At 60.1% G+C, this 18,192-nt stretch carries 15 protein-coding genes and 3 pseudogenes; 7 read left to right on the top strand and 11 right to left on the bottom strand.

Annotated elements, in window-relative coordinates; translation table 11 throughout:
* Positions 1 to 207: 207 nt before the first annotated feature.
* The 3 genes and pseudogenes from A7X65_RS39085 to A7X65_RS39095 all read right to left on the bottom strand — a co-directional run bounded on the left by A7X65_RS39085 (position 208) and on the right by A7X65_RS39095 (position 2,279).
* Complete coding sequence (locus A7X65_RS39085; protein WP_145666736.1) at positions 208 to 420, bottom strand: hypothetical protein; 213 nt, start codon at positions 418 to 420, stop codon at positions 208 to 210.
* Positions 421 to 1,637: 1,217 nt separating this feature from the next.
* Positions 1,638 to 1,751, bottom strand: a pseudogene (locus A7X65_RS43475) (hypothetical protein); the annotation flags it as partial.
* A 174-nt stretch (positions 1,752 to 1,925) separates the two neighbouring features.
* Positions 1,926 to 2,279, bottom strand: a complete 354-nt coding sequence (locus A7X65_RS39095) for a hypothetical protein (protein ID WP_063694733.1) — start codon at positions 2,277 to 2,279, stop codon at positions 1,926 to 1,928.
* A 499-nt stretch (positions 2,280 to 2,778) separates the two neighbouring features.
* On the opposite strand from A7X65_RS39095, the pseudogene A7X65_RS41180 reads away from it, so the two are divergent.
* The 5 genes and pseudogenes from A7X65_RS41180 to A7X65_RS42375 form a co-directional block, all read left to right on the top strand.
* Positions 2,779 to 3,144: pseudogene (locus A7X65_RS41180) on the top strand (PRC-barrel domain-containing protein); the annotation flags it as partial.
* Between the two features lie 51 nt (positions 3,145 to 3,195).
* Positions 3,196 to 3,531 (top strand): annotated as a pseudogene (locus A7X65_RS39100) (PRC-barrel domain-containing protein); the annotation flags it as partial.
* 303 nt (positions 3,532 to 3,834) lie between these two features.
* Positions 3,835 to 4,230: a hypothetical protein gene (locus tag A7X65_RS39105; protein ID WP_145666741.1), complete on the top strand. Its 396-nt coding sequence runs from the start codon at positions 3,835 to 3,837 to the stop codon at positions 4,228 to 4,230.
* A 57-nt stretch (positions 4,231 to 4,287) separates the two neighbouring features.
* Entirely contained in the window at positions 4,288 to 4,680 is a 393-nt protein-coding gene (locus A7X65_RS39110) for a PRC-barrel domain containing protein (RefSeq protein ID WP_156528447.1), read from the top strand.
* 156 nt (positions 4,681 to 4,836) lie between these two features.
* Positions 4,837 to 5,109 carry a hypothetical protein gene (locus A7X65_RS42375; RefSeq protein ID WP_145666743.1) on the top strand — a complete coding sequence of 91 codons (273 nt, stop codon included), beginning with the start codon at positions 4,837 to 4,839 and terminating at the stop codon, positions 5,107 to 5,109.
* Positions 5,110 to 5,680: 571 nt separating this feature from the next.
* Here A7X65_RS42375 and A7X65_RS39115 read toward each other — a convergent pair.
* From A7X65_RS39115 to A7X65_RS41185, 8 genes are all read right to left on the bottom strand, one after another.
* Positions 5,681 to 7,600 (bottom strand): potassium transporter Kup, encoded by a 1,920-nt coding sequence (locus tag A7X65_RS39115; RefSeq protein ID WP_145666745.1) that lies wholly within the window; start codon positions 7,598 to 7,600, stop codon positions 5,681 to 5,683.
* Between the two features lie 284 nt (positions 7,601 to 7,884).
* Positions 7,885 to 8,760: an NAD(P)-dependent oxidoreductase gene (locus A7X65_RS39120; protein WP_063694735.1), complete on the bottom strand. Its 876-nt coding sequence runs from the start codon at positions 8,758 to 8,760 to the stop codon at positions 7,885 to 7,887.
* An 81-nt stretch (positions 8,761 to 8,841) separates the two neighbouring features.
* Positions 8,842 to 10,206 (bottom strand): NAD-dependent succinate-semialdehyde dehydrogenase, encoded by a 1,365-nt coding sequence (locus A7X65_RS39125; RefSeq protein ID WP_063694736.1) that lies wholly within the window; start codon positions 10,204 to 10,206, stop codon positions 8,842 to 8,844.
* A gap of 67 nt (positions 10,207 to 10,273) precedes the next feature.
* Positions 10,274 to 11,623, bottom strand: a complete 1,350-nt coding sequence (locus A7X65_RS39130) for a PQQ-dependent sugar dehydrogenase (protein ID WP_430643990.1) — start codon at positions 11,621 to 11,623, stop codon at positions 10,274 to 10,276.
* A 645-nt stretch (positions 11,624 to 12,268) separates the two neighbouring features.
* Positions 12,269 to 13,450: a baeRF11 domain-containing protein gene (locus A7X65_RS39135; protein ID WP_063694737.1), complete on the bottom strand. Its 1,182-nt coding sequence runs from the start codon at positions 13,448 to 13,450 to the stop codon at positions 12,269 to 12,271.
* A 77-nt stretch (positions 13,451 to 13,527) separates the two neighbouring features.
* Complete coding sequence (locus A7X65_RS39140; RefSeq protein WP_063694738.1) at positions 13,528 to 13,965, bottom strand: DUF1772 domain-containing protein; 438 nt, start codon at positions 13,963 to 13,965, stop codon at positions 13,528 to 13,530.
* Between the two features lie 34 nt (positions 13,966 to 13,999).
* The gene (locus A7X65_RS39145; protein ID WP_063694739.1) at positions 14,000 to 14,833 is read right to left on the bottom strand and encodes a universal stress protein; all 834 of its coding nucleotides are present in this window, start codon (positions 14,831 to 14,833) and stop codon (positions 14,000 to 14,002) included.
* Between the two features lie 37 nt (positions 14,834 to 14,870).
* Complete coding sequence (locus A7X65_RS41185) at positions 14,871 to 15,149, bottom strand: hypothetical protein (RefSeq protein ID WP_082885224.1); 279 nt, start codon at positions 15,147 to 15,149, stop codon at positions 14,871 to 14,873.
* A 154-nt stretch (positions 15,150 to 15,303) separates the two neighbouring features.
* Here A7X65_RS41185 and A7X65_RS39150 point away from each other — a divergent pair, with 154 nt between their 5' ends.
* Both A7X65_RS39150 and A7X65_RS39155 read left to right on the top strand, forming a co-directional pair.
* Positions 15,304 to 16,059, top strand: a complete 756-nt coding sequence (locus A7X65_RS39150) for a TMEM175 family protein (protein ID WP_167358344.1) — start codon at positions 15,304 to 15,306, stop codon at positions 16,057 to 16,059.
* A 316-nt stretch (positions 16,060 to 16,375) separates the two neighbouring features.
* Positions 16,376 to 18,070 (top strand): thiamine pyrophosphate-dependent enzyme, encoded by a 1,695-nt coding sequence (locus tag A7X65_RS39155; RefSeq protein WP_063694741.1) that lies wholly within the window; start codon positions 16,376 to 16,378, stop codon positions 18,068 to 18,070.
* Positions 18,071 to 18,192: the final 122 nt, after the last annotated feature.

Below are 18,192 nucleotides of genomic sequence, written 5' to 3' on the forward strand. Positions count from 1 at the left end.
TTGACGAGTATCAGTAATATCAGCATTTAGTCGCCGCTGTGTGCTCGGCATTCACGCACTAAGCATTCAGCTCTCGCCGATCGAAGCCGGCATCGATTGCGAAGCGACCGGAAGGAGCGCTTGAACGCGCTCTACGCTATCCCTGTGGAATTCCTAGCGTGGCCGGCTGTGCGCGGGTGATTCAGTCGCTCTTGGCTTCGGCAGCGTTCAAGATGCCCGCCGGGATTTCGCCACTTCCACCGCCAGCAGCCAGTCCTGCCACGCCGCGGGATCAACCGGTGTCCCATCGGCCCATTTCAGGGCTCCGATGAGGCGCTCCAATTCCTCGGAAGTCCCGCCCTCGCGCTGCCGAAGCCGTTCCAAGAAGACCCGCATCGCATCGTAAGCCTCGGGCAACGTGATGGTGTCGGTCGAATTCATGATAAGGCTCAACCTTCGAAGCTGCTCCACACGATTCGTCGCCCCTCTCCGTAAGAGAATTACCTGGTCCTCCTATTTGGGGGGACCGCTGCTTCCCCTGGCGCTGTAGGCACGGGTGTCATTACTGGGCTCAGGCGCCGCAGGAACGGGGCTCGCGCTGGGTTGGGGATATGCGCTCCGCGTTGTGTCGGAGGCGGCCTGGTGCTCCCGCCGCCCGCTACTGGTCCCTTCAATAGCCCAGAACATCAGAACGACGCCAGCGCAAGCCATCGCGATCACGAAGAAGATCGCATAGGGTGCATCTCTGTTCATGTGGTGCTCCTTTGGTATGGCGCTGCCAACTGCCTACTGATCATAGCTGTCGGACGGGAAGGACCTTGCGCAACCTCTGCGGAAGTCGGGTCGAATCACCTGCGCGGGTTTCCCGAGGCGATCTCCGCATCTGGAGTGCGGATGGGGCAATGCCATCGCATGCGATGCGTCTAGAGCGCATTGACGATCGTCAAGCGCGGCCGTTGGATTTGCAGCCCTACGTGATTGATGCTGAGGACAGGAGTCGATACGTCGAGGCCCTCGCGAGATGAGGGTCCGCATCGAGCTTGCCCACGATCCGGTTCAGTTGTGCTCTTCCAGTTGGGCGGCGCTGCCGTGGACCGGACAGTTTGCGTCGGGAGCCGCAAGCATGCCAGCGGGCTCCAACTCCTCCGCCTTGGTCTCGTGGCGGATCATCTGGCATGTGCAACCAAGCTGGATCGCTTCCGTGGTTCCCGGTGATGGCACAGAGTAGAGCAGTGTGGGCGGTACTCGCATAATAATCTCCGGTTCTTCCACATCATGCCGGCGGCCTGCATCAGCTGACCGCCTCGATTGATCCGCGCGATCTCGAGAAACGCTCGCATCTGCTGCAAGATGGTCGGGCCACTGAGAGATCACACCTAGTTCGTGGCGGCTACCTTCCGTTCGGCCGCCCGCTCGGCAAGCCGATCGTACTCCTCGGCGATCTTCAGCAGGCGATCGCGCGAGAGTCTCATGCAGAATTGCTCCGCCTTATCTCTCGTCCTCTCAGCGCGTTCTCGCCAATGTCGCGGATCAAGCACATCTGTCATGGTCGGCATCTCCATACTTTTTTGGGCGTTTGAGGCAACGTTACGGCTTAGTCAGCAGGTTCTACATGTCGAAACGACAACCGGCACTTTGTTGAAACTACATACGGCTGAAAAGAGTCGGTTCGGCACCGTATCGCGCAGCGCGCTGGTCGCGTCATAGAAGCTACCGCGGTAGCCAGCGTCGACCTTCTCAGCCAAGGTGACCTGCACGTGATCTAGCCGATTGCCGCCGGTATTGCGCGAGGCCTCCAATTGTTCGAGCCGCTCCTTCAGCCTGTCGAAGGACTGCGCGTCCCCAGGGTCGACTGCGACGGAGCTGACATGATTGCGATTGAGGCAGAGCGAGTGGGCAGACCAAAGAGCCAGAGAATCCGGAATCGGGAAGGACCGCAGTCCAGATCACGTCATGCTACCCGGCATGAAGCACCGAATCGTGGTGTCCAGCGGACCCTTGATCGGCCACACCATCGCCCTACCGGCGCGGTTCGGCTCGGTGAGCACGGCATCATCGGGGACAACGATCCATTCGTTGTCGATGCGGACACGATAATGACCGTCTTTCGATTCCCAATCCGGGTCGGCAATCGCAACACCGTCGGTCACCGAACAACATGGACCTTTGCCGGACTTGAGACTATCAAACCATGGCTTGAGTGGAGATAGCGAATAGCGGCCGTCGTCACGGGCTTGAGCGGTGCCGATCAGTAGCGACACGAGGATGAAAAGGCTCAATCGGCGGAAGACAGATTCCATGATTGCGTGTCAAGAGCTGTTAAGGCCAAGAGCAGCTAAGCCAAGGCAATTGCGCCTAGCAGCTCTTAATTTAGGACACGCTATGTGATCCACCGGGGCCGGCCTTGATAACAGTCAACCCGGCAGATCATTACCGCGGTTGTTGAAACGAACGTTCGTGTAAGTATTGGCAACGCTCCGCTCCCTTCGGCCTCAGCTCGCACACCATAGCGGTCCGGCCGTTAGCAAGCGCCGTGTGCAGCTGTCCTCGATGATGGCGCCCGCGAATGCAGCCCCTATTCGCTTTAGGTGTCCACCGAGTTGGTTGATGAAGCCATCCTTGCCAAACCCGGAGCAAGGCCGACCAGTATCTGTAATGACGAGCGTCAATGCAACGCGCGCGATCGTAGCGTAGGTACTGCAGTAGAGTGCAAAACGCGGGGGCCAAGAATTAGCGAACCGGGGGCCAAGCAGCTGAGTTTTGCAAAGGCAGTACGATAGCAATCGAGGAGACGATACGATGACCACAATCCAACTTGCATCCGCGACCAAGCGCGGAATTACGCCCTCACTGATCGCAAGTGACCGCGTGGAAGGAACTGCGGTCTACGACGCGCCAGGAAAGCCGATCGGAAAGCTCGAGCATCTCGTGATCGACAAATCCGGCGGTCGCGTCATCTACGCCGTCTTAAGTTTTGGAGGCTTCCTTCGTATCGGTGCGAACCACTACCCGATTCCCTGGCAGATGCTGGATTTCGATGAGGAGCTCGGCGGATACCGCGTGGGCATCACCGAACAGCAACTCAAGAACGCTACGAAAGCCGAGCAAGGGGGAAGCTGGGAGCAAGCGAACCGCGACCGCGACGAAGAGGTCTATGGCTATTGGGAGCAACCCACACCAGACCAGACGTCGTCTCTCATATCTAGCGACCGCGTCGAAGGAATGCCGGTCTTTGACCTTCACGGCAAGCGCATCGGCAAAGTCGAGCGCCTGATGATCGACAAGGTGACCGGGCAGATCGCCTACGCGATCCTGAGTTTCGGCGGCTTTCTCGGCATCGGCGAGGATCAGTATCCGATCCCCTGGTCGATGCTGACCTATAATGAAAAGCCCGATGGCTTCCAAGTCGACATTACCGAAGAGGAGCTCAAGAACGCCCCGAAAATCGCGCCAGGCGAAAACTGGGAGCAAACAACTCGGACCCGCAATCAGGATGTCTACGACTATTGGGAGGTCACGTACTATTGGATTGTCGTGCCCGATATCCCGTGAGCATTATCGTTGGCCTCATCAGTCCAGGCATCCTTGCTTAGGGCATGTGCTGCCCAAGCCCTCCACAACTCGAGATGTCCTAGGTCTGTCCGGTAGTGGCATCGTTCTGAGAGCGCTCGTAGAGCGCTACTAGAACTCCGCGAGATCTAAGGAAACAATTGCTGCCGACAGCTTGACAACCATCAAGGCTCGATCCCCGCGCTGCGCGGAGATTAAAGCGAGAACCGAGCTGACGATTAAAGACCAACACTGGGACGCGCCCGAAAGCAACGGCTCGGATCCATCGCATTCAAGGAGACCACTATGAATCGACTTCTCTATTCCAGCGCCTTACTCGTCGTCGTTCTCGCCAGTACCGCCGCCACTGCTCAGAACACAAACGATGCTACTCCAAGCAACAACGCTCACGGGACCCTGAACCCGGCACAGCAACACATGGTCAGCAACAGCCTCTCCAGCACGCCATCGCAATCCGCGCCATCGGGCGCGCAGCCGCAGGTCGGTGACAAGGTCCCGGAGTCTATGTCCGCGCAATCCATGCCGCATGACGTTGCTGACCAAGTCCCGGAGGCGAAAGAACTGCTCTTTGTCAAACTGCCAGACCGTATCCTGCTCATCGACCCCGACACCAAGCTGATATCCGAAATTGTCACCGATCCGGCCACTACAGGGTCGACGGCCGGCAACCAGGGTCGGTAGCACTGCTAGTGCCTCGGCCAACGGCCTGGCCCCAACTTTGAAGGCGAAGGAGTTCTGATGAACATGCCTCACCTCCCGTTGCTCCTAGTAGCCACTACCTTGGCCGTCGTCACGCTTTCGACGCAGATCGACCACGCAGCGGCACAAGAGATCGGGTTGACGCCTTTGGAGGCGACGGAGGTCGCCAAAGGTTATAGTGCCGAGGCGCTCAAATTCCGGTCGGTAGTCGGCGACAAGCACGACAGCATAGGAAGAATCAGCGATTTCATCTTTGGCAAAGACGGCAATATTTATGTGGTCGTTAAGGTCGACGATTCTACCGTCCTGCTTGGCCATCTCGTGGCCATTCCACTCCGTCAATTCAAGCTGGACGATTCGCCCAACTATGCCGTTCTGCCGGGCGCAAGCCGCACGTCGCTGGCAAAGCTTCCGGTTTATGTCGGCCGCTGACACCGCGATCAGAACCCTCGCAATGCTTGGTCCTGATCGTCAGCCGCACGCCTATGGAACGCGCGCTGGGACTTGCTGCCGAATGAGCAATCCGGATTGAGCCTCGTCAATGCGAGAAGACAACACGGCGGGAAGCCCGGTATAGGAGACATTTTTATGGTTTTCGCCAAACGCAGGCCCAGCCAGTCGAATGGTTCGCCACAGGCGCGTCCGGTCAGTGATGCCGAGAAGGCCAATGGCGAAGGGTTGCTGGAGGAAAGCTTGATCGAAACCTTCCCGGCAAGCGACCCACCATGCTGGACCAGCTTGACGCGCGTCGGGCCGCCCGACCGAAAAGAACACTACGTGAAGCACAAAAAGAAGCAGCTTGGTCTCCCTCATAAAAAGAGGCGGCCAACCAAGGCTGCGCTTATCGGACCGCTCAGGTAATCGACCCAGCCCTGCCCAAGGCCCTGTTGATTACTTGCTTCGCCTCCTGAAATGCTGGCGAAACGCTAGTGGTTCGAATGTTCAAAGCCACCCAATCAATATCCGGCAGTGTCGGGTCTGTTCGATAAATGGCGGCGTACCAAAGGGCGGGGTTGTTCGTGACCTGGATATTGTAGCCGCGAAAGGTCTGTTGTTCGGTAGGCATATGAGCTCTCCAAAAGCCCCGCTCACAACATGGGGTTTGCGCGCCGCCCGGAAAGGGCCAACCATTAAAATTAAAAGGGGCCACTCAGCTAAACCGCGGTGAGAAGGCGGCACCCCGCAAGGCGCGTTCAGTAGACAATTTGGGACTCTTGCGTAGGCAAGTCGAGATTTGAGGCCGGCAACGGAGACGCGGGCCCCGAGTGCCTGGGAGGGACGACCGTAGCGAGGCCGCCACATTGGCTTTGCTCAGCCACTCGTTCATACGCGATGTCGTTTGAGCACGACGCGCAGGAGCAACTCGCGAGGGGCAGGCCTCGGCCCTCGCAAACGCGCCGGCCAAGGCTTGCCTCGAACGGTCGGGCGATGGTCACAGCTGGATGCGGCGGCCGATTTCGACCAGCTCTTTGCTCGGTATCCGGAATCGATCGACCGCATGCGCCGAGTTTCTGGACATGAACGCGAAGAGAGCGACCCGCCAACGGGATAGCCAGGGCCGCTTCGAACGGCTCACCGCATCGTAACGCTCGATATAGAAGGTTGGTCGATCCCAGGCCGGGAGCCCCTCACGTCTCGCCGCGCTGATCGCTGAAGGCAAGTCGGGTATTTCCACGAAGCCAAAATGCACTGTCATATGCCAGAGGCCCTTGCCCAGCTTCTCGCATTTGATGCGATCGGCTGGCCAGACGCGAGGGGTGCTTTCAAAGCTCACCGAGAGCGCAACGACCGTCTCGAACAGTGACCGCGTTTGCGTAACGTAGTTCACGATGATGGGCGGCATCCCCTTTCCGAATCGCGTCAGGAATATGCCTGTCCCAGGCACACGGACGATGTCTTCGGCAGTCAACCGGCCCAGAAAGGCAGCGGCGGTCTCGGAGTACTTGGCATTGCGCTTGTGCAGAGTGGTGATACCGGAATGCCCGGTTATCATGACGATGAACACTAGCAGCCCGAAGGTAAGCGGGATCCAGCCGCCCTCCAACAATTTCAGGAGATTGGCGGCAAAAAAGCTGAGATCGACGCCTAGTAAGACGACCGCGATCGCCACGGATTGCCAGAGCGGCCAATGCCATCGCCTACACGTCACTTCGAACAGCAGGATGGTGGTGAGAACCATCGTGGTGGATACGGCCGTTCCGTACGCGCCTGCAAGCCGATCGGACGTTCCGAATGTGGCTGTGAGAGCGATGGTCATCAGCATCATCGTCCAGTTAACGAACGGAACGTAGATCTGACCGTATTCGTCGGCCGACGTCTGCCGTATCCGGATGCCCGGAAACCAGCCGAGCTGCATGGCCTGGCGCGTCATCGAGAAGCACCCGGTGATGATGGCCTGGCTGGCGATGATGGTGGCAAGGGTGGCAAGCGCCACCAGGGGATAGAGCGCCACGGACGGAGCAAGTTTAAAGAACGGATTAGAGTCGAGATCCGGCGACGCGATGAACGCGGCCACCTGGCCGGCATAATTGAGAATCAGTGCCGGCAGCACGATGCAGTACCAGGCGACGCGGATCGGAGCACGCCCGACATGCCCCATGTCCGCATACAGCGCCTCACCTCCGGTTACGGCGAGGAACACGCCGCCGAGCACGGCGAAGCCGGCAAAGCCATGCGTCGTCAGAAGGCGCAGCCCACAGCTCGGATCGAGTGCGGCCAGCACTTCGGGATGGCTGAAAAGTCCAAAGACGCCGAGCCCTCCGATAGTGATGAACCACAGCAGCATGATCGGCCCGAAAGCCTTGCCGACGGAGGCCGTTCCGTGAGTTTGCAGAGTAAACAGGCCCAGCAGGATCAGAACGGCAATCGGCATTGTATAGGGCTTGAAGATCGCCGTGGCGACATTCACGCCTTCGACGGCGCTGAGCACCGAGATCGCAGGCGTGATGATCCCATCGCCATAGATGAGGGCGGCGCCGAACAGACCTGCGATCAGCAACGAGCGGCCTCGCCCGGACCAGCGCGCGCCAGTCATGGCCATCAGCGCCAATATGCCGCCTTCGCCGTAATTGTCCGCGCGCATGACGAGGAGGCTGTATTTGATCGAGATCGTCACGATAAGCGACCAGAACACCAGTGACAGCGATCCTAGTGCAGCATCGGCGTCGAACGCGCGTCCCATCAGATGCACAATGGTCTGCAACGTATAGAGCGGACTTGTGCCCAGATCGCCATAGACGATGCCGAGCGCGAGCAGGATCGTCGCGCGGCCTGGCGAAGGCTCTATACGCCTATGTGGCTGTCCGTTGAAATCACTGCCCGCGGAGAGCGCCGCAGTCGATGCGTAGGGCATGGGATCCAAGCTCCCGGAGGGAAATCAGAAGATGCGATTCCCAATAAGTGCGTCCCGTCGAATTCATCTCTCGGCACAGGCCCTCCCGGACCGCCAGAAAGGAACGGCACGCCCTCGCCTGTCCGCAGCTAGGAGTGGCCAGATCCAGCAATGACGGGGCTGCTAAAAACCTGCGCTGCGCGTCTTGATGTAGTCGATTGACTTCTGCGAGCATCTCGATGCGTTTTATCTTGAAACGTGCACCCAGATGCCGCGACCGGCGGACCGGGCAAACGTCTCAGGCCTTACAGCCCCGCCCTTCGCGCGGCGAGCCGCGCCAAGCCGGACCAGTCGGCGTCGCTCTCACCCTGCGCGACGCCCTCGATGAAATGATCCCGGACCAGGCTGGCGACCGGCATCGGAACCGCCAGCGCATCGGCTGCGGCAAGCGCCAGCCGCATGTCCTTCAACCCGAGCGACATCTTGAAGCCATCAGTGGGTTGCTGCGCGTCGGCGATGATGGGTCCGTAAGTCCGATAGACCGGCGCTGAAAACAGCGTACCGGTCAGAATATTGAGATAACGGTGCGGGTCGATGCCGGATTTGCGCACCAAGGCGAATGCCTCTCCCAGCGACTCCAGCACCGCCGCGATCAGGAAGTTGCCGGAAAGTTTTACCAAGTTGGCCTCGGAGGGTCTGTTGCTGATGACAAAAGTCTCCTGGCCTATCTCATCAAACAGCTGATGGCAGCGACTGAGCATCAGGTCAGCACCGGCCGCGATGATAAAAAGCTTGGCTGCAGCCGCAGCCTCCGGCCGCCCGAACACAGGCGCGGCGATGTAACCCTGGCCGGCCTTGCCATGCGCCTCAGTAAGATGATCGGACAGCCCAACGCTGATCGTGCTCATGGAAATGTGGATGGCATCGCGGCGAAGCGCGGAAAGCGCGCCGCGGTCTCCGAACACGACGTCCTCGACAGCCGGGTCGTCGGCAAGCATCGTGATGAGAATTTCGCCTCGACACGCATCGGCAACGAGGTCGGCGATTTGCGCCCCCTCGCGCGCCAGGGGTTCAACCTTACTGCGCGTGCGATTGTAGACGATGAGATGATGGCCAGCCTTTAGCAGGTTCCGCGCTATTGGCGCACCCATGTGGCCGAGCCCGATGAAGCCAACGTCCATCGCAGTATCCTTTCAACGCGGTTGGCCATCACTAGCCCGCCGCGGTTAATCGCTGCGTTAGTGGGTATCAACTTGCGCGCGTCAGCCCACCACGACCGTCTTGATATTTACGAATTCCTTGATGCCATAGTGCGAAAGCTCGCGACCAAAACCACTTTGCTTGACACCGCCGAAGGGTAGCCGCGGATCGGAGCGGACGTTGTCGTTGACGAACATATTGCCGCTCTCGATCTCGGCGGCGACGCGCTCACCGCGCGCGATATCGCCTGTGATGACGCCGCCGCCCAGTCCGAATACCGAATCATTGGCCACAGCGATCGCGGCATCTTCGTCGTCGACCCTGATCACGGACGCGACCGGGCCGAATAATTCTTCCGCATAAGCAGGCATGCCTTTCGTCACCTTGGTAAGGACGGTCGGCGGATAATAGGCGCCAGGCCCGCTCGGGATTTCGCCGCCGAGCACGCAGCGCGCGCCCTTTGCGATGCTGCTCTCGACCTGTCGATGCAACGTGTCCCGAAGATCATGGCGCGCCAGCGGGCCAATTTCAGTGTCCTGTTCGAGCGGATCGCCCATTTTGGGAGTGGCCATGCGTTTGACGAAAAGTTCGACAAACCGGTCGTGCACTTTATCGACGATGATGAATCGCTTGGCGGCGATGCAACTCTGGCCCGTATTGATCAATCGTCCTCTGGCGCAGACGGTTGCCGCGAGATCGAGATCGGCGTCCTCGAGGACCAGATAAGGATCGCTGCCGCCGAGCTCGAGCACGGTCTTCTTCAGAAGCGAGCCGGCCTTGCCGGCTACCGCGCGTCCGGCGGGGCCGCTGCCGGTCAGGGTGGCCGCGCGCACCAGCGGGTTTTCGAGCACCGCGTCAACCTGTGCGCTGGAAATCATCAAGGTGCGGAACAGATCTCTTGGAAAACCCGCATCCTGGAACACGCTTTCGATGGCGAGCGCACAGCCGGGCACATTCGAGGCGTGCTTCATCACCGCACCGTTGCCGGCCATCAATCCCGGGGCGGCAAACCGGAAAACCTGCCAGAATGGAAAATTCCAGGGCATCACGGCGAGCACGACGCCGAGCGGCTGGAAGATGACATAGCTTTTGCGGGCCTCGGTCTTGATCGGTTCGGTCGCGAGAATTCGCTCGGCGTTGTCGGCGTAGTAATCGCAGGCAACTGCGCATTTATGGACCTCGGCAACGCCGTCGCGGATCGGCTTACCCATTTCCCTCGCCATCAGATCAGCATATTTGGCGGCGTTTTCCCGCAATACTCTCGCCGCCTGGTGCATCAAGCCGGCGCGGCTAGAAAAGCCCGTTCGTCGCCAATCGAGAAACGCGCTATGCGCTTTGCCGATAGCGTCTCGCATGCCGACATCCGTCATCTCCTGATAACTGGCAAATGTCTCGCCTGTGGCGGGATTGATAGCATTGATCGTCATCGCTTGGGCCTTTCGTCGGTGGTGCGAGAATGGTCGATGGGATCTGCGGCGCTTGATCCGAATCCCGTCATTTGCTGGACGCAACCTTCTGATGGCTGACGCGCCAAATCGTGCCGTTGCCGTCTTCGGTGACGAAGAGCGAGCCGTCCTTCGCGACCGCGACGCCGACGGGCCGGCCCCAGACCTGCTTGTTGGAAATGACGAACCCGGTCATGAAGTCCTCGTATTCGCCGGTCGGCTTGCCGGCGTTGTCGAACAGCAGGCGCACGACCTTGTAGCGGGTCCGCTCCGCACGATTCCAGGAGCCGTGCAGCGCGACGAAGGCGCTGCCCTGGTAGTAAGCAGGAAAATCGTTGCCTTCGTAGAACACGATCTGAAGCGGGGCGGAGTGCGCTTGCATCAGCACGTCCGGAACCGTCACCTTGCCCTTCAGGTCCGAACGCGCGCCGTTGTGGCGCGGATCCGCGTTGGCTCCGATGTAGTACCAGGGCCAACCGAAGAAACTGCCATCCTTGACCGCGGTCGCATATTCGAACGGCGTGTGGTCACCGAGCTCATCGCGCTCGTTGACAACGCACCAAGGAAGGCCGGTTGCCGGTTGAATGGTGAGGCCAGCGCAATTGCGCAGGCCCGTCGCAAGAATCTTCTCGTTCTTGCCGTCAGGATCGTAGGACAGTATGTCGGCGCGGCGCTCCTCGGTGTCCCAAGTCGCGCCGAGCGGCTCACTCTTGATCCATGCCTGCAGGCCGCCCTTGACTAACGGCACGGAGAACATGTCGAGCGCGACGTTCGATCCGGAGCCGACCGAGACCAACAACCGCTTGCCGTCTCGGGTAAACGCGATGTCGCGCGTCCAATGATGAACCCACGGAATATGTCCGACGATCTGTTCCGGCTGGGCGGTCGCGACCAGGTCGTCGTTTTTGTACGGAAAGCGGACGACGCCGTCGCTGTTGGCGACATAGACCCATTCCGGATTCGGCCCGAGCGGATAGAACGCGATCCCGAACGGTTGGGTGAGCCCGCTGGCAAAGACTTCGTCTCTGGTCAGCGAGGCGGTCCCGGATGGGACCCGCAGCACATGTATCGTGTTGGACGCGCTGTCGGCGACAAACAGGTCGCCGTTCGGCGCCGCGCGGATGGCGCGCGGACCGGCGTAGCCTGACGCCACCAACTCGACGAGAAAACCTGGTGGTACGCGCGGCTTGGCGCCGCGTGGTAGGGGCACGACTTCGCTGAAATTCGGTGTGGATTTGCCGACCGGCGGCAGATCCTGTGGCTTAATCAGGCGCCTGAGGCCCGGTTTATCTTGCTGCCATGAGCCGAGCGCGGCTTTGCCTTTCAAAAGCGTTCCGCTCCCGTCCTCTGCTGCAGCGCGCACCGCGCCGGCGCCAGTGAGCATGATGATGGCGGCCATTGTCCGTACGATGTTATGCAATTGAGCGCTCCACGAGGTTTTGATGAGGGCTGCAGCACGATGATCACCGCCCAGGGCCATTTCGACGGCATTGACGAAAGAAACTGGGCCGCCAACGACAGCTGTGATCCACTGAGGCTCGCGACTTGCAAGCCGGCGCGCCATGACGGCCGTCAATTTTGGCGAGCGACTGTTCTAGGCGGGAGACCAACTCGGATGGGTCAACCAGTGTGGCGGCAGGATACTTCCTCTTGGGTCGGGTCAGGCGTGCCGAAGCGTTCGGGCGATCACCAATGGTCGACGGGTTCAGTGCAGCGATGCTTCACCAGCTGCATGGCCTGCGTTCTCTGCGCAGGGGTCTCCGAGCGGCGGATCGATCGCCATTCGGCCGAGATGACTGCAGACCTCGCTAGAGTGGTCATCGCGATTCCCAGCGCGCAGGCCTATGCATCGTTGTCGCGGGATTATTGCCGCTGCTTGGGGCTAAGGTATCACGGCCTATCGGCGCTTTCTGCCCAATTTTGCGATGCCTACCGGATAACGTTCTCGCTGCTCATCGGCGTCTTGTTGGCGTTAGTATTATACAGCAGGACGAACCGCTGGTCGAGGAACCGGGGCAGCGCCGAATACGTCCGCCGGCGGCGGTCAAATGAATTGATAGCGGAGGATGGCCGCCAATGGAGCGCGCTCCGGCAGTTGGTCTCGCGATACGGCCAATACCCTTGCCCCGGTGCATAGCGCTCGCCGTGCCACCTCATCGACGACGCTGTAGACCTCCGCATCATCGGAAGCGGCATAGGTCACGCTGCCGTCGATATCGCTGACGAGCCCTGGCACGACGGCGTCGAAGTCGACCAGCAACTGCTCGATCGCACCCGCGGTTGCTGCGTGGGCTGCGTAAGAAACGTCCGTCGTGCCGCGCCGCGGCTTCAACTCGTCATACCGCGCGATAAGGTCCCTGATTTCTCGTGTGGTCGAACGGTCGAGGATCGGGATCGCCTGTTCCTCCAGCACGGAGTCGGTGGACTGGTCAGAATTTCCTTCTATAATTTCCTCGGCCAACTCCGGATAGTCGCAGATCGCGCGGAACATCGAAGCCAACGGCTCGGTGGCCGCGAGTATCAGCGGCGCCGTATGTCCGCGCAATGTATCGCGGACGGCGTGGTCCACTTTCTGCACATATTGGTGTAAGAGCACTTTCTCGCCCTCGAGGTTTTGCAAGTGGCCTCGCGGCGCGCGGACATGGAATGATGGACGTTGCGTCGCTTCTTCCGCATTCTTTGGCAGTCCCGGAACCCATACACGCGACGGCGGCAAATTGGCAAAGACGTGAATCAGCCGGACGCTCTCTTCGGCAAGCGCGAGCACGAAAGCATCCTGGCGCGACGTCATCGCCCGCAACAGCGGCGTTAGGTGCAAACGATCCGCGACCTCGGCAAGTGGCTTCGGCGTTTCCGCCAGACGGAAGGTGCGCAAGGTTTCAGGCCCCGCGAGCACCGCAAGTCCGTTACCCTGATGGTGCCAAAACGCGAGGCTCTCGTCCGGCTTCGCACGCTGGCGCTGCCGGACCTTGTCTTGATCGGGGTCATGTTGGCCGCCGACGAGGTGCTCGAAGCGCTGTTCGAAGGCTTCGATCACGCGCTTGTCAGCGCTAGCCTCGCTCAATTGCGCGAGCGCCTGTTTCGCCAGATCCTTGAACAGCGTACGATTCGCCTTGGAGTCCTCGCCAAGGCGAGATGTTGGCATGTACAGGGAAACACAGAACTGGGCCCGTAGCTGCGCAAGATCCCTGAACTCTGCCACGGTTGGTATGTCGATGTGAAGCATTGGGTCCTCGAGGGTTGCCGGTGAACGCAGTGCAGACTCTCGCGATATCGTCGCCTAGTGACATTGACGATCGTCAGTCACGGAGGCTGCTCGAGCGCCCATGCAAATGCGCCGCAAGCGGTCAACCCGATCAGGGTGTAACCCCACGCCAGCAAGCCCCAATCCCGCATCAACTTGCGCGCCGGCGCCGAGTCTTTCTCGGGTGGAACGGCGCAGAGCCAGACGCTCACCGGCACCAGCACAAAGTAATCGTAGGGCCAGCTTGTGAGGATCGCGAGGCCGCCGATGATCCAGCGCACGTCACCGCCGAACCGACAATGGACAAAGGCGAGAGATGCCGAAACCAGGGAAAGAGTGGTCAGCAAGATCGCACCGCGGTGATCACTCGCAGCCCATTCGCGGACCATCGCAGAGGTTCCAAGCTTGAGCCGCGCCGGGTGCTCCACAAATCCGATATAGATTGCCGCGCCGAGGTAAGCTGCAGCGACCGCAAACGCATATGAACCGATTTGCATGAAGCCTCCACACGGCGGACCGCGCGCGGTTCGTTCAGTGCGACATGAAGGCGGGAACCGTCATCGACTTCAAAATGTCCCGGGTGACGCCGCCGAGAATGATTTCGCGCAGCTTGGCATGGCCATAGCCACCCATCACGATCAGGGTTCCGGATTCGTCGGCGACATGAGACAGGATCGCGTCTGCCACACCGATATCCGGTGCCGGAATGATTTCGATCTCGACCTTGACGTCGTGGCGCGCCAGGTGGCTTGCCATTTCGACCCCGCAAATCTCGGTGGTCTCGTTCTTCGTTTTGTTGTTCTCGATAATCAGCAGATCAACCTTTTGCGCCCTCGCCAGCAGCGGCAGCGCATCGTTGATTGCCCGCGCCGCCGGGCGGCCGCCGTCCCAGCAGCATACCACGCGGTCAAGCTTCAATCCGTTCTTATCGATATATGGGACGACGATGACTGGACGTCCCGACTCAAGGAGCGCGCTTTCGATCATGTCGTCATTGGCTTCCCCGTCTGGGCTGGACTGAAGAAACGTGCTGAGATCGAAGCGCCGAGCGATCGCCGCGAACAATGTTGGCGCCTCTATCCCCACGGTCCTGACGAGACGATGTTCCGCCGACAGCAGGCTGCGCCTTGCGGCCTCGTCAAACCGCCTGATTGCCGCCTCGGCGGCTTTCTTGCTCTCCTCAATCATTGTGGCGACGACATCGGGCGGAATTTCCAGCATCACATAGCCTGGAAAGTCCGGCTCATAGGCAAAGGCCACGCCTGCAAGATGAGCATCGAACGCTTCCGCAACCGTGATCGCGAACTCGCGCGCCCGGTCCCGTGAAACGTCATGCTCCAGATTGACGACGATATCCTTGATCATCGAGAAGTTTCCTCTAGGTGAGGCACACGGTTCGGCATCAATAGCAATCTTCAATGCGACGAACGTGCCAGCCCCATCCATCCCAGAAGCGCTCACGCCGGAAGACACAGCGCAGTCCGGAGCCGACTGGCTCGTACCCATAATAATAATGCGGCGCGGCGAGTGCGGCGCCGATCAATGCGCCCGCCGCCAGGCCCCCTACAACGGGAGCGACGGGAAAACCGTGATGCCATCGCGCCTGTGCCCCCGTCGGGAAAATGGCAGCGCCTATCGCAACCGTGGCGGCCGCCGTGATCGTGATTGGGTTGTTCTTCATTACAGATTTCCACTTGTGTTTGCTGCGACGGACCCGCCTCCGTTGATAGTGCGGCATCTTCACATCATCATGCCGGCCGTACCCTGACGGTTATCAATTGAATCCCCCGGAATCGGCTCCATGCTTGTTGAGTCCTCCTGGCGGGGTTCTCTTCGTGAAAGATGAAAGCACATCGAGGCGGGATATTCGTCGCACGGCGGCAGCGGTGGAAACGTCTCAATGGCCGCAGGTACGGCTATCCGGTACCGATCGATTGGAAACCTTCAGCGATGGCGTACTCTCAATAACAATAACGCTGCTCGTGGCCGAAATTGTCCGGCCCGAACATGCGCCCGGTCAACTCCTGAGCAGGCTGGTCGAGCAATGGCCCAGCTACATCGCCTTCCTCGCGTCATTCTTTTACACGGGAGTCATCTGGCTCAATCATCGCGCGGTGTTTGCCCGCGTGCGCTACTGCGACCGCGCCCTGCATCTTGCCAATCTATTTCTACTGCTGACATCCGGGCTCATCCCGTTCCCGACCGCGATCCTTTCGTCCTCGATGCAGACCGGCAATGATTTTGATGCCAGGATTGCCGTCGTGCTCTATTCCGCTATTGCCGGCAGCATGTGCCTGGCGTGGCTCATCTTGTTTCACGTTCTGAGCATTCGTCCCTGGCTCGTCGAACTCCACATCAGTTCTGATTTCTTTCCCAAGGAGCGGTTGCGCGCCATCCTTGGCGTTGTCTGCTACACGGTGGCAGGCGTGGCGGGGCTGTCGATTCCGAAACTCGCTTTGGTTATCTTCCTGGCGCTGCCCGTCTTCTACGGGATCACCAGCGAAGGCCTCACGGAGACCCGGGTTCGCTTGCAGTTTGGCAAGGCCCAGCGCGAGGCCGCGGTCGAGCGCGGCGCAGACCGAGCCGGATAGCTACTATGGTGTTTTTTGACTGTCTCTCCCTTCACGGTCTGCGCCGCCGCTAGCCAGTCCTGCCACATCGCCGGGTCGACCGGAGCTCCATCGACCCATCTCAAGCCCGCAAGCAGGAACGCGATCTTCTCCAAGGCATGCCCTGCCGACGCGTAAGCCTCGGCCAGGGTGACTTTGTCGGCAGATTGCATTATGGCGACATCAGCATCCAGATCATCCACTTTGCCTGTCGGCTACGTTGACGCTCGTCAGGGCGCGCACTCATCGATTGCGGCATTAAACCTCTCGCGTACGGACGGCGTGGAAGGAGCGCAAGATGTCAAAGACAGTTGCGGACGTTCTGGTTGGCGCACTCGAACAGATCGGCGTCAAGCACATCTTCGGCTTGATTGGCGACTCGCTCAATCCGCTTGCCGATGCCGTGCGCCGCAGCAAGCTCGAATGGATCGGTGTCAGGCACGAGGAAGGCGCGGCGCTGGCGGCTGCGGGACAAGCAAAGTTGACTGGACAGCTTTCGGTGTGCGCAGGCACGACGGGCCCGGGCAGCAACCATCTTGTCGCCGGTCTCTATGAAGCTTGCCGCGACCACGCACCAGTGTTGGCGCTCTCGGGCGATATGCCGCGCAAATTTCATGATACCGACTACATCCAGTCCACCGAGCCCAATCTCCTCTTCCGCGACGTGTCGCTTTACACCGAAACGATTGCGTCCGCGGCGCAGGCCGGTGCAGTGATCCATCAGGCGATTGCGGCAGCCTATGCAGGGCCTGGCGTCGCGCATCTGACGCTGCCGCAGGATGTGCTAGCTACGAAGGCGGAGGGCAGTGTTGCCAGCATCGCCACCCTCCAACCGCGGCCAGAGTTTGCGGCAAACGAGCAGGACGTTGCCGAGATGGCGCGCCGAATCGATGCCGTCGACCGCATCGTGATCATGTGCGGCGCCGGCTGTCGCGGTGGGACTGAAGAGCTGCAGAAGCTTTCGGACCGTCTCAAGGCGCCGCTGGTCCATTCGTTGCGTGGCAAAGAGTTGATGGCCTATGACGATCCTCGCTGGATGGGCGGACTCGGCATCATCGGGACCAAGCCGGTCTACGAAGCGGTGCAGGATTGTGAGCTCCTGCTGATGGTCGGTACCGACTATCCTTATTCCAACTTCCTGCCCCACAAGGAAAAGGTGATTCAGATCGACGTGCGACCGCAAGTTCTGGGCCGGCGCGCGCCGACGATGCTTGGCGTCGCCGGCTCCGCGCGGCCAACGCTGGCGCTGCTACTCGGCAAGGTCGCCCCAAAAACTGATGGCCTGTTTTGGGACGTTGTTACGCGAGAACGACGGAAATGGGACCAGATGCTCGACAAGCAGGCCGACCTGCGCCGCAGCAAGGACAACCTTCACCCACAAGTGGTGGCGCGCGCAGTCAGCGATCTCGCCAACCCCGATGCAATCTTCGTTCTGGACACCGGGTTGAATACGCTGTGGTCCGCCAACTGGATCCGTCAGACCGGCTCGCAGCGGATTCTCGGCTCCTTCAACAATGCAGCCGTCGGGACGGCCCTTGGGCAGGCCAACGGCGTGCAGGCCCTGGAACGGTCGCGTCAAGTGATCGCGTTGACTGGTGACGGTGGCTTCAACATGCTGATGGGCGAATTCCTCACGGCAGTCCAACATAAGCTGGCGGTCAAGGTCGTCATCTACAACAATTCATCGCTCGGGCTAATCAAGCTCGAGGCCGAGAGCGTCGGTCTGGTGCCATTCCGCCGGGCGATCGAATTTCCTAATCCGGATTTTGCCGCGCTGGCGCGGGCCTGCGGAGGGCACGGCTTCCTAGCGAGGAATCCTGCGGAACTGATGTCGGCGCTGCCTGAGGCATTTGCCGCCGAAGGACCTGCAATCGTGGACGCCGTCGTCGTCGCTGACGAGATACCTAACCTGCCCCATGTTGATTTGGAGCAGGTCGGGCACTTTGCACTGGCCAAAATCAAGGAGGCGGTTCTCGCCGTAACAGGCGGCTGATGCGATCGAACACTCTTTGCATTGGTCATCTGCTCGAGCGAGGCCGCCTGGTTGACGATCGTCAGTGAGGCCGGCCTTCCGCGTGACTAGCATCATAACAGATTTTTCGTTCGAAGGAGCAG

It is taken from the genome of Bradyrhizobium stylosanthis, assembly GCF_001641335.1.
GTDB lineage: Bacteria > Pseudomonadota > Alphaproteobacteria > Rhizobiales > Xanthobacteraceae > Bradyrhizobium > Bradyrhizobium stylosanthis.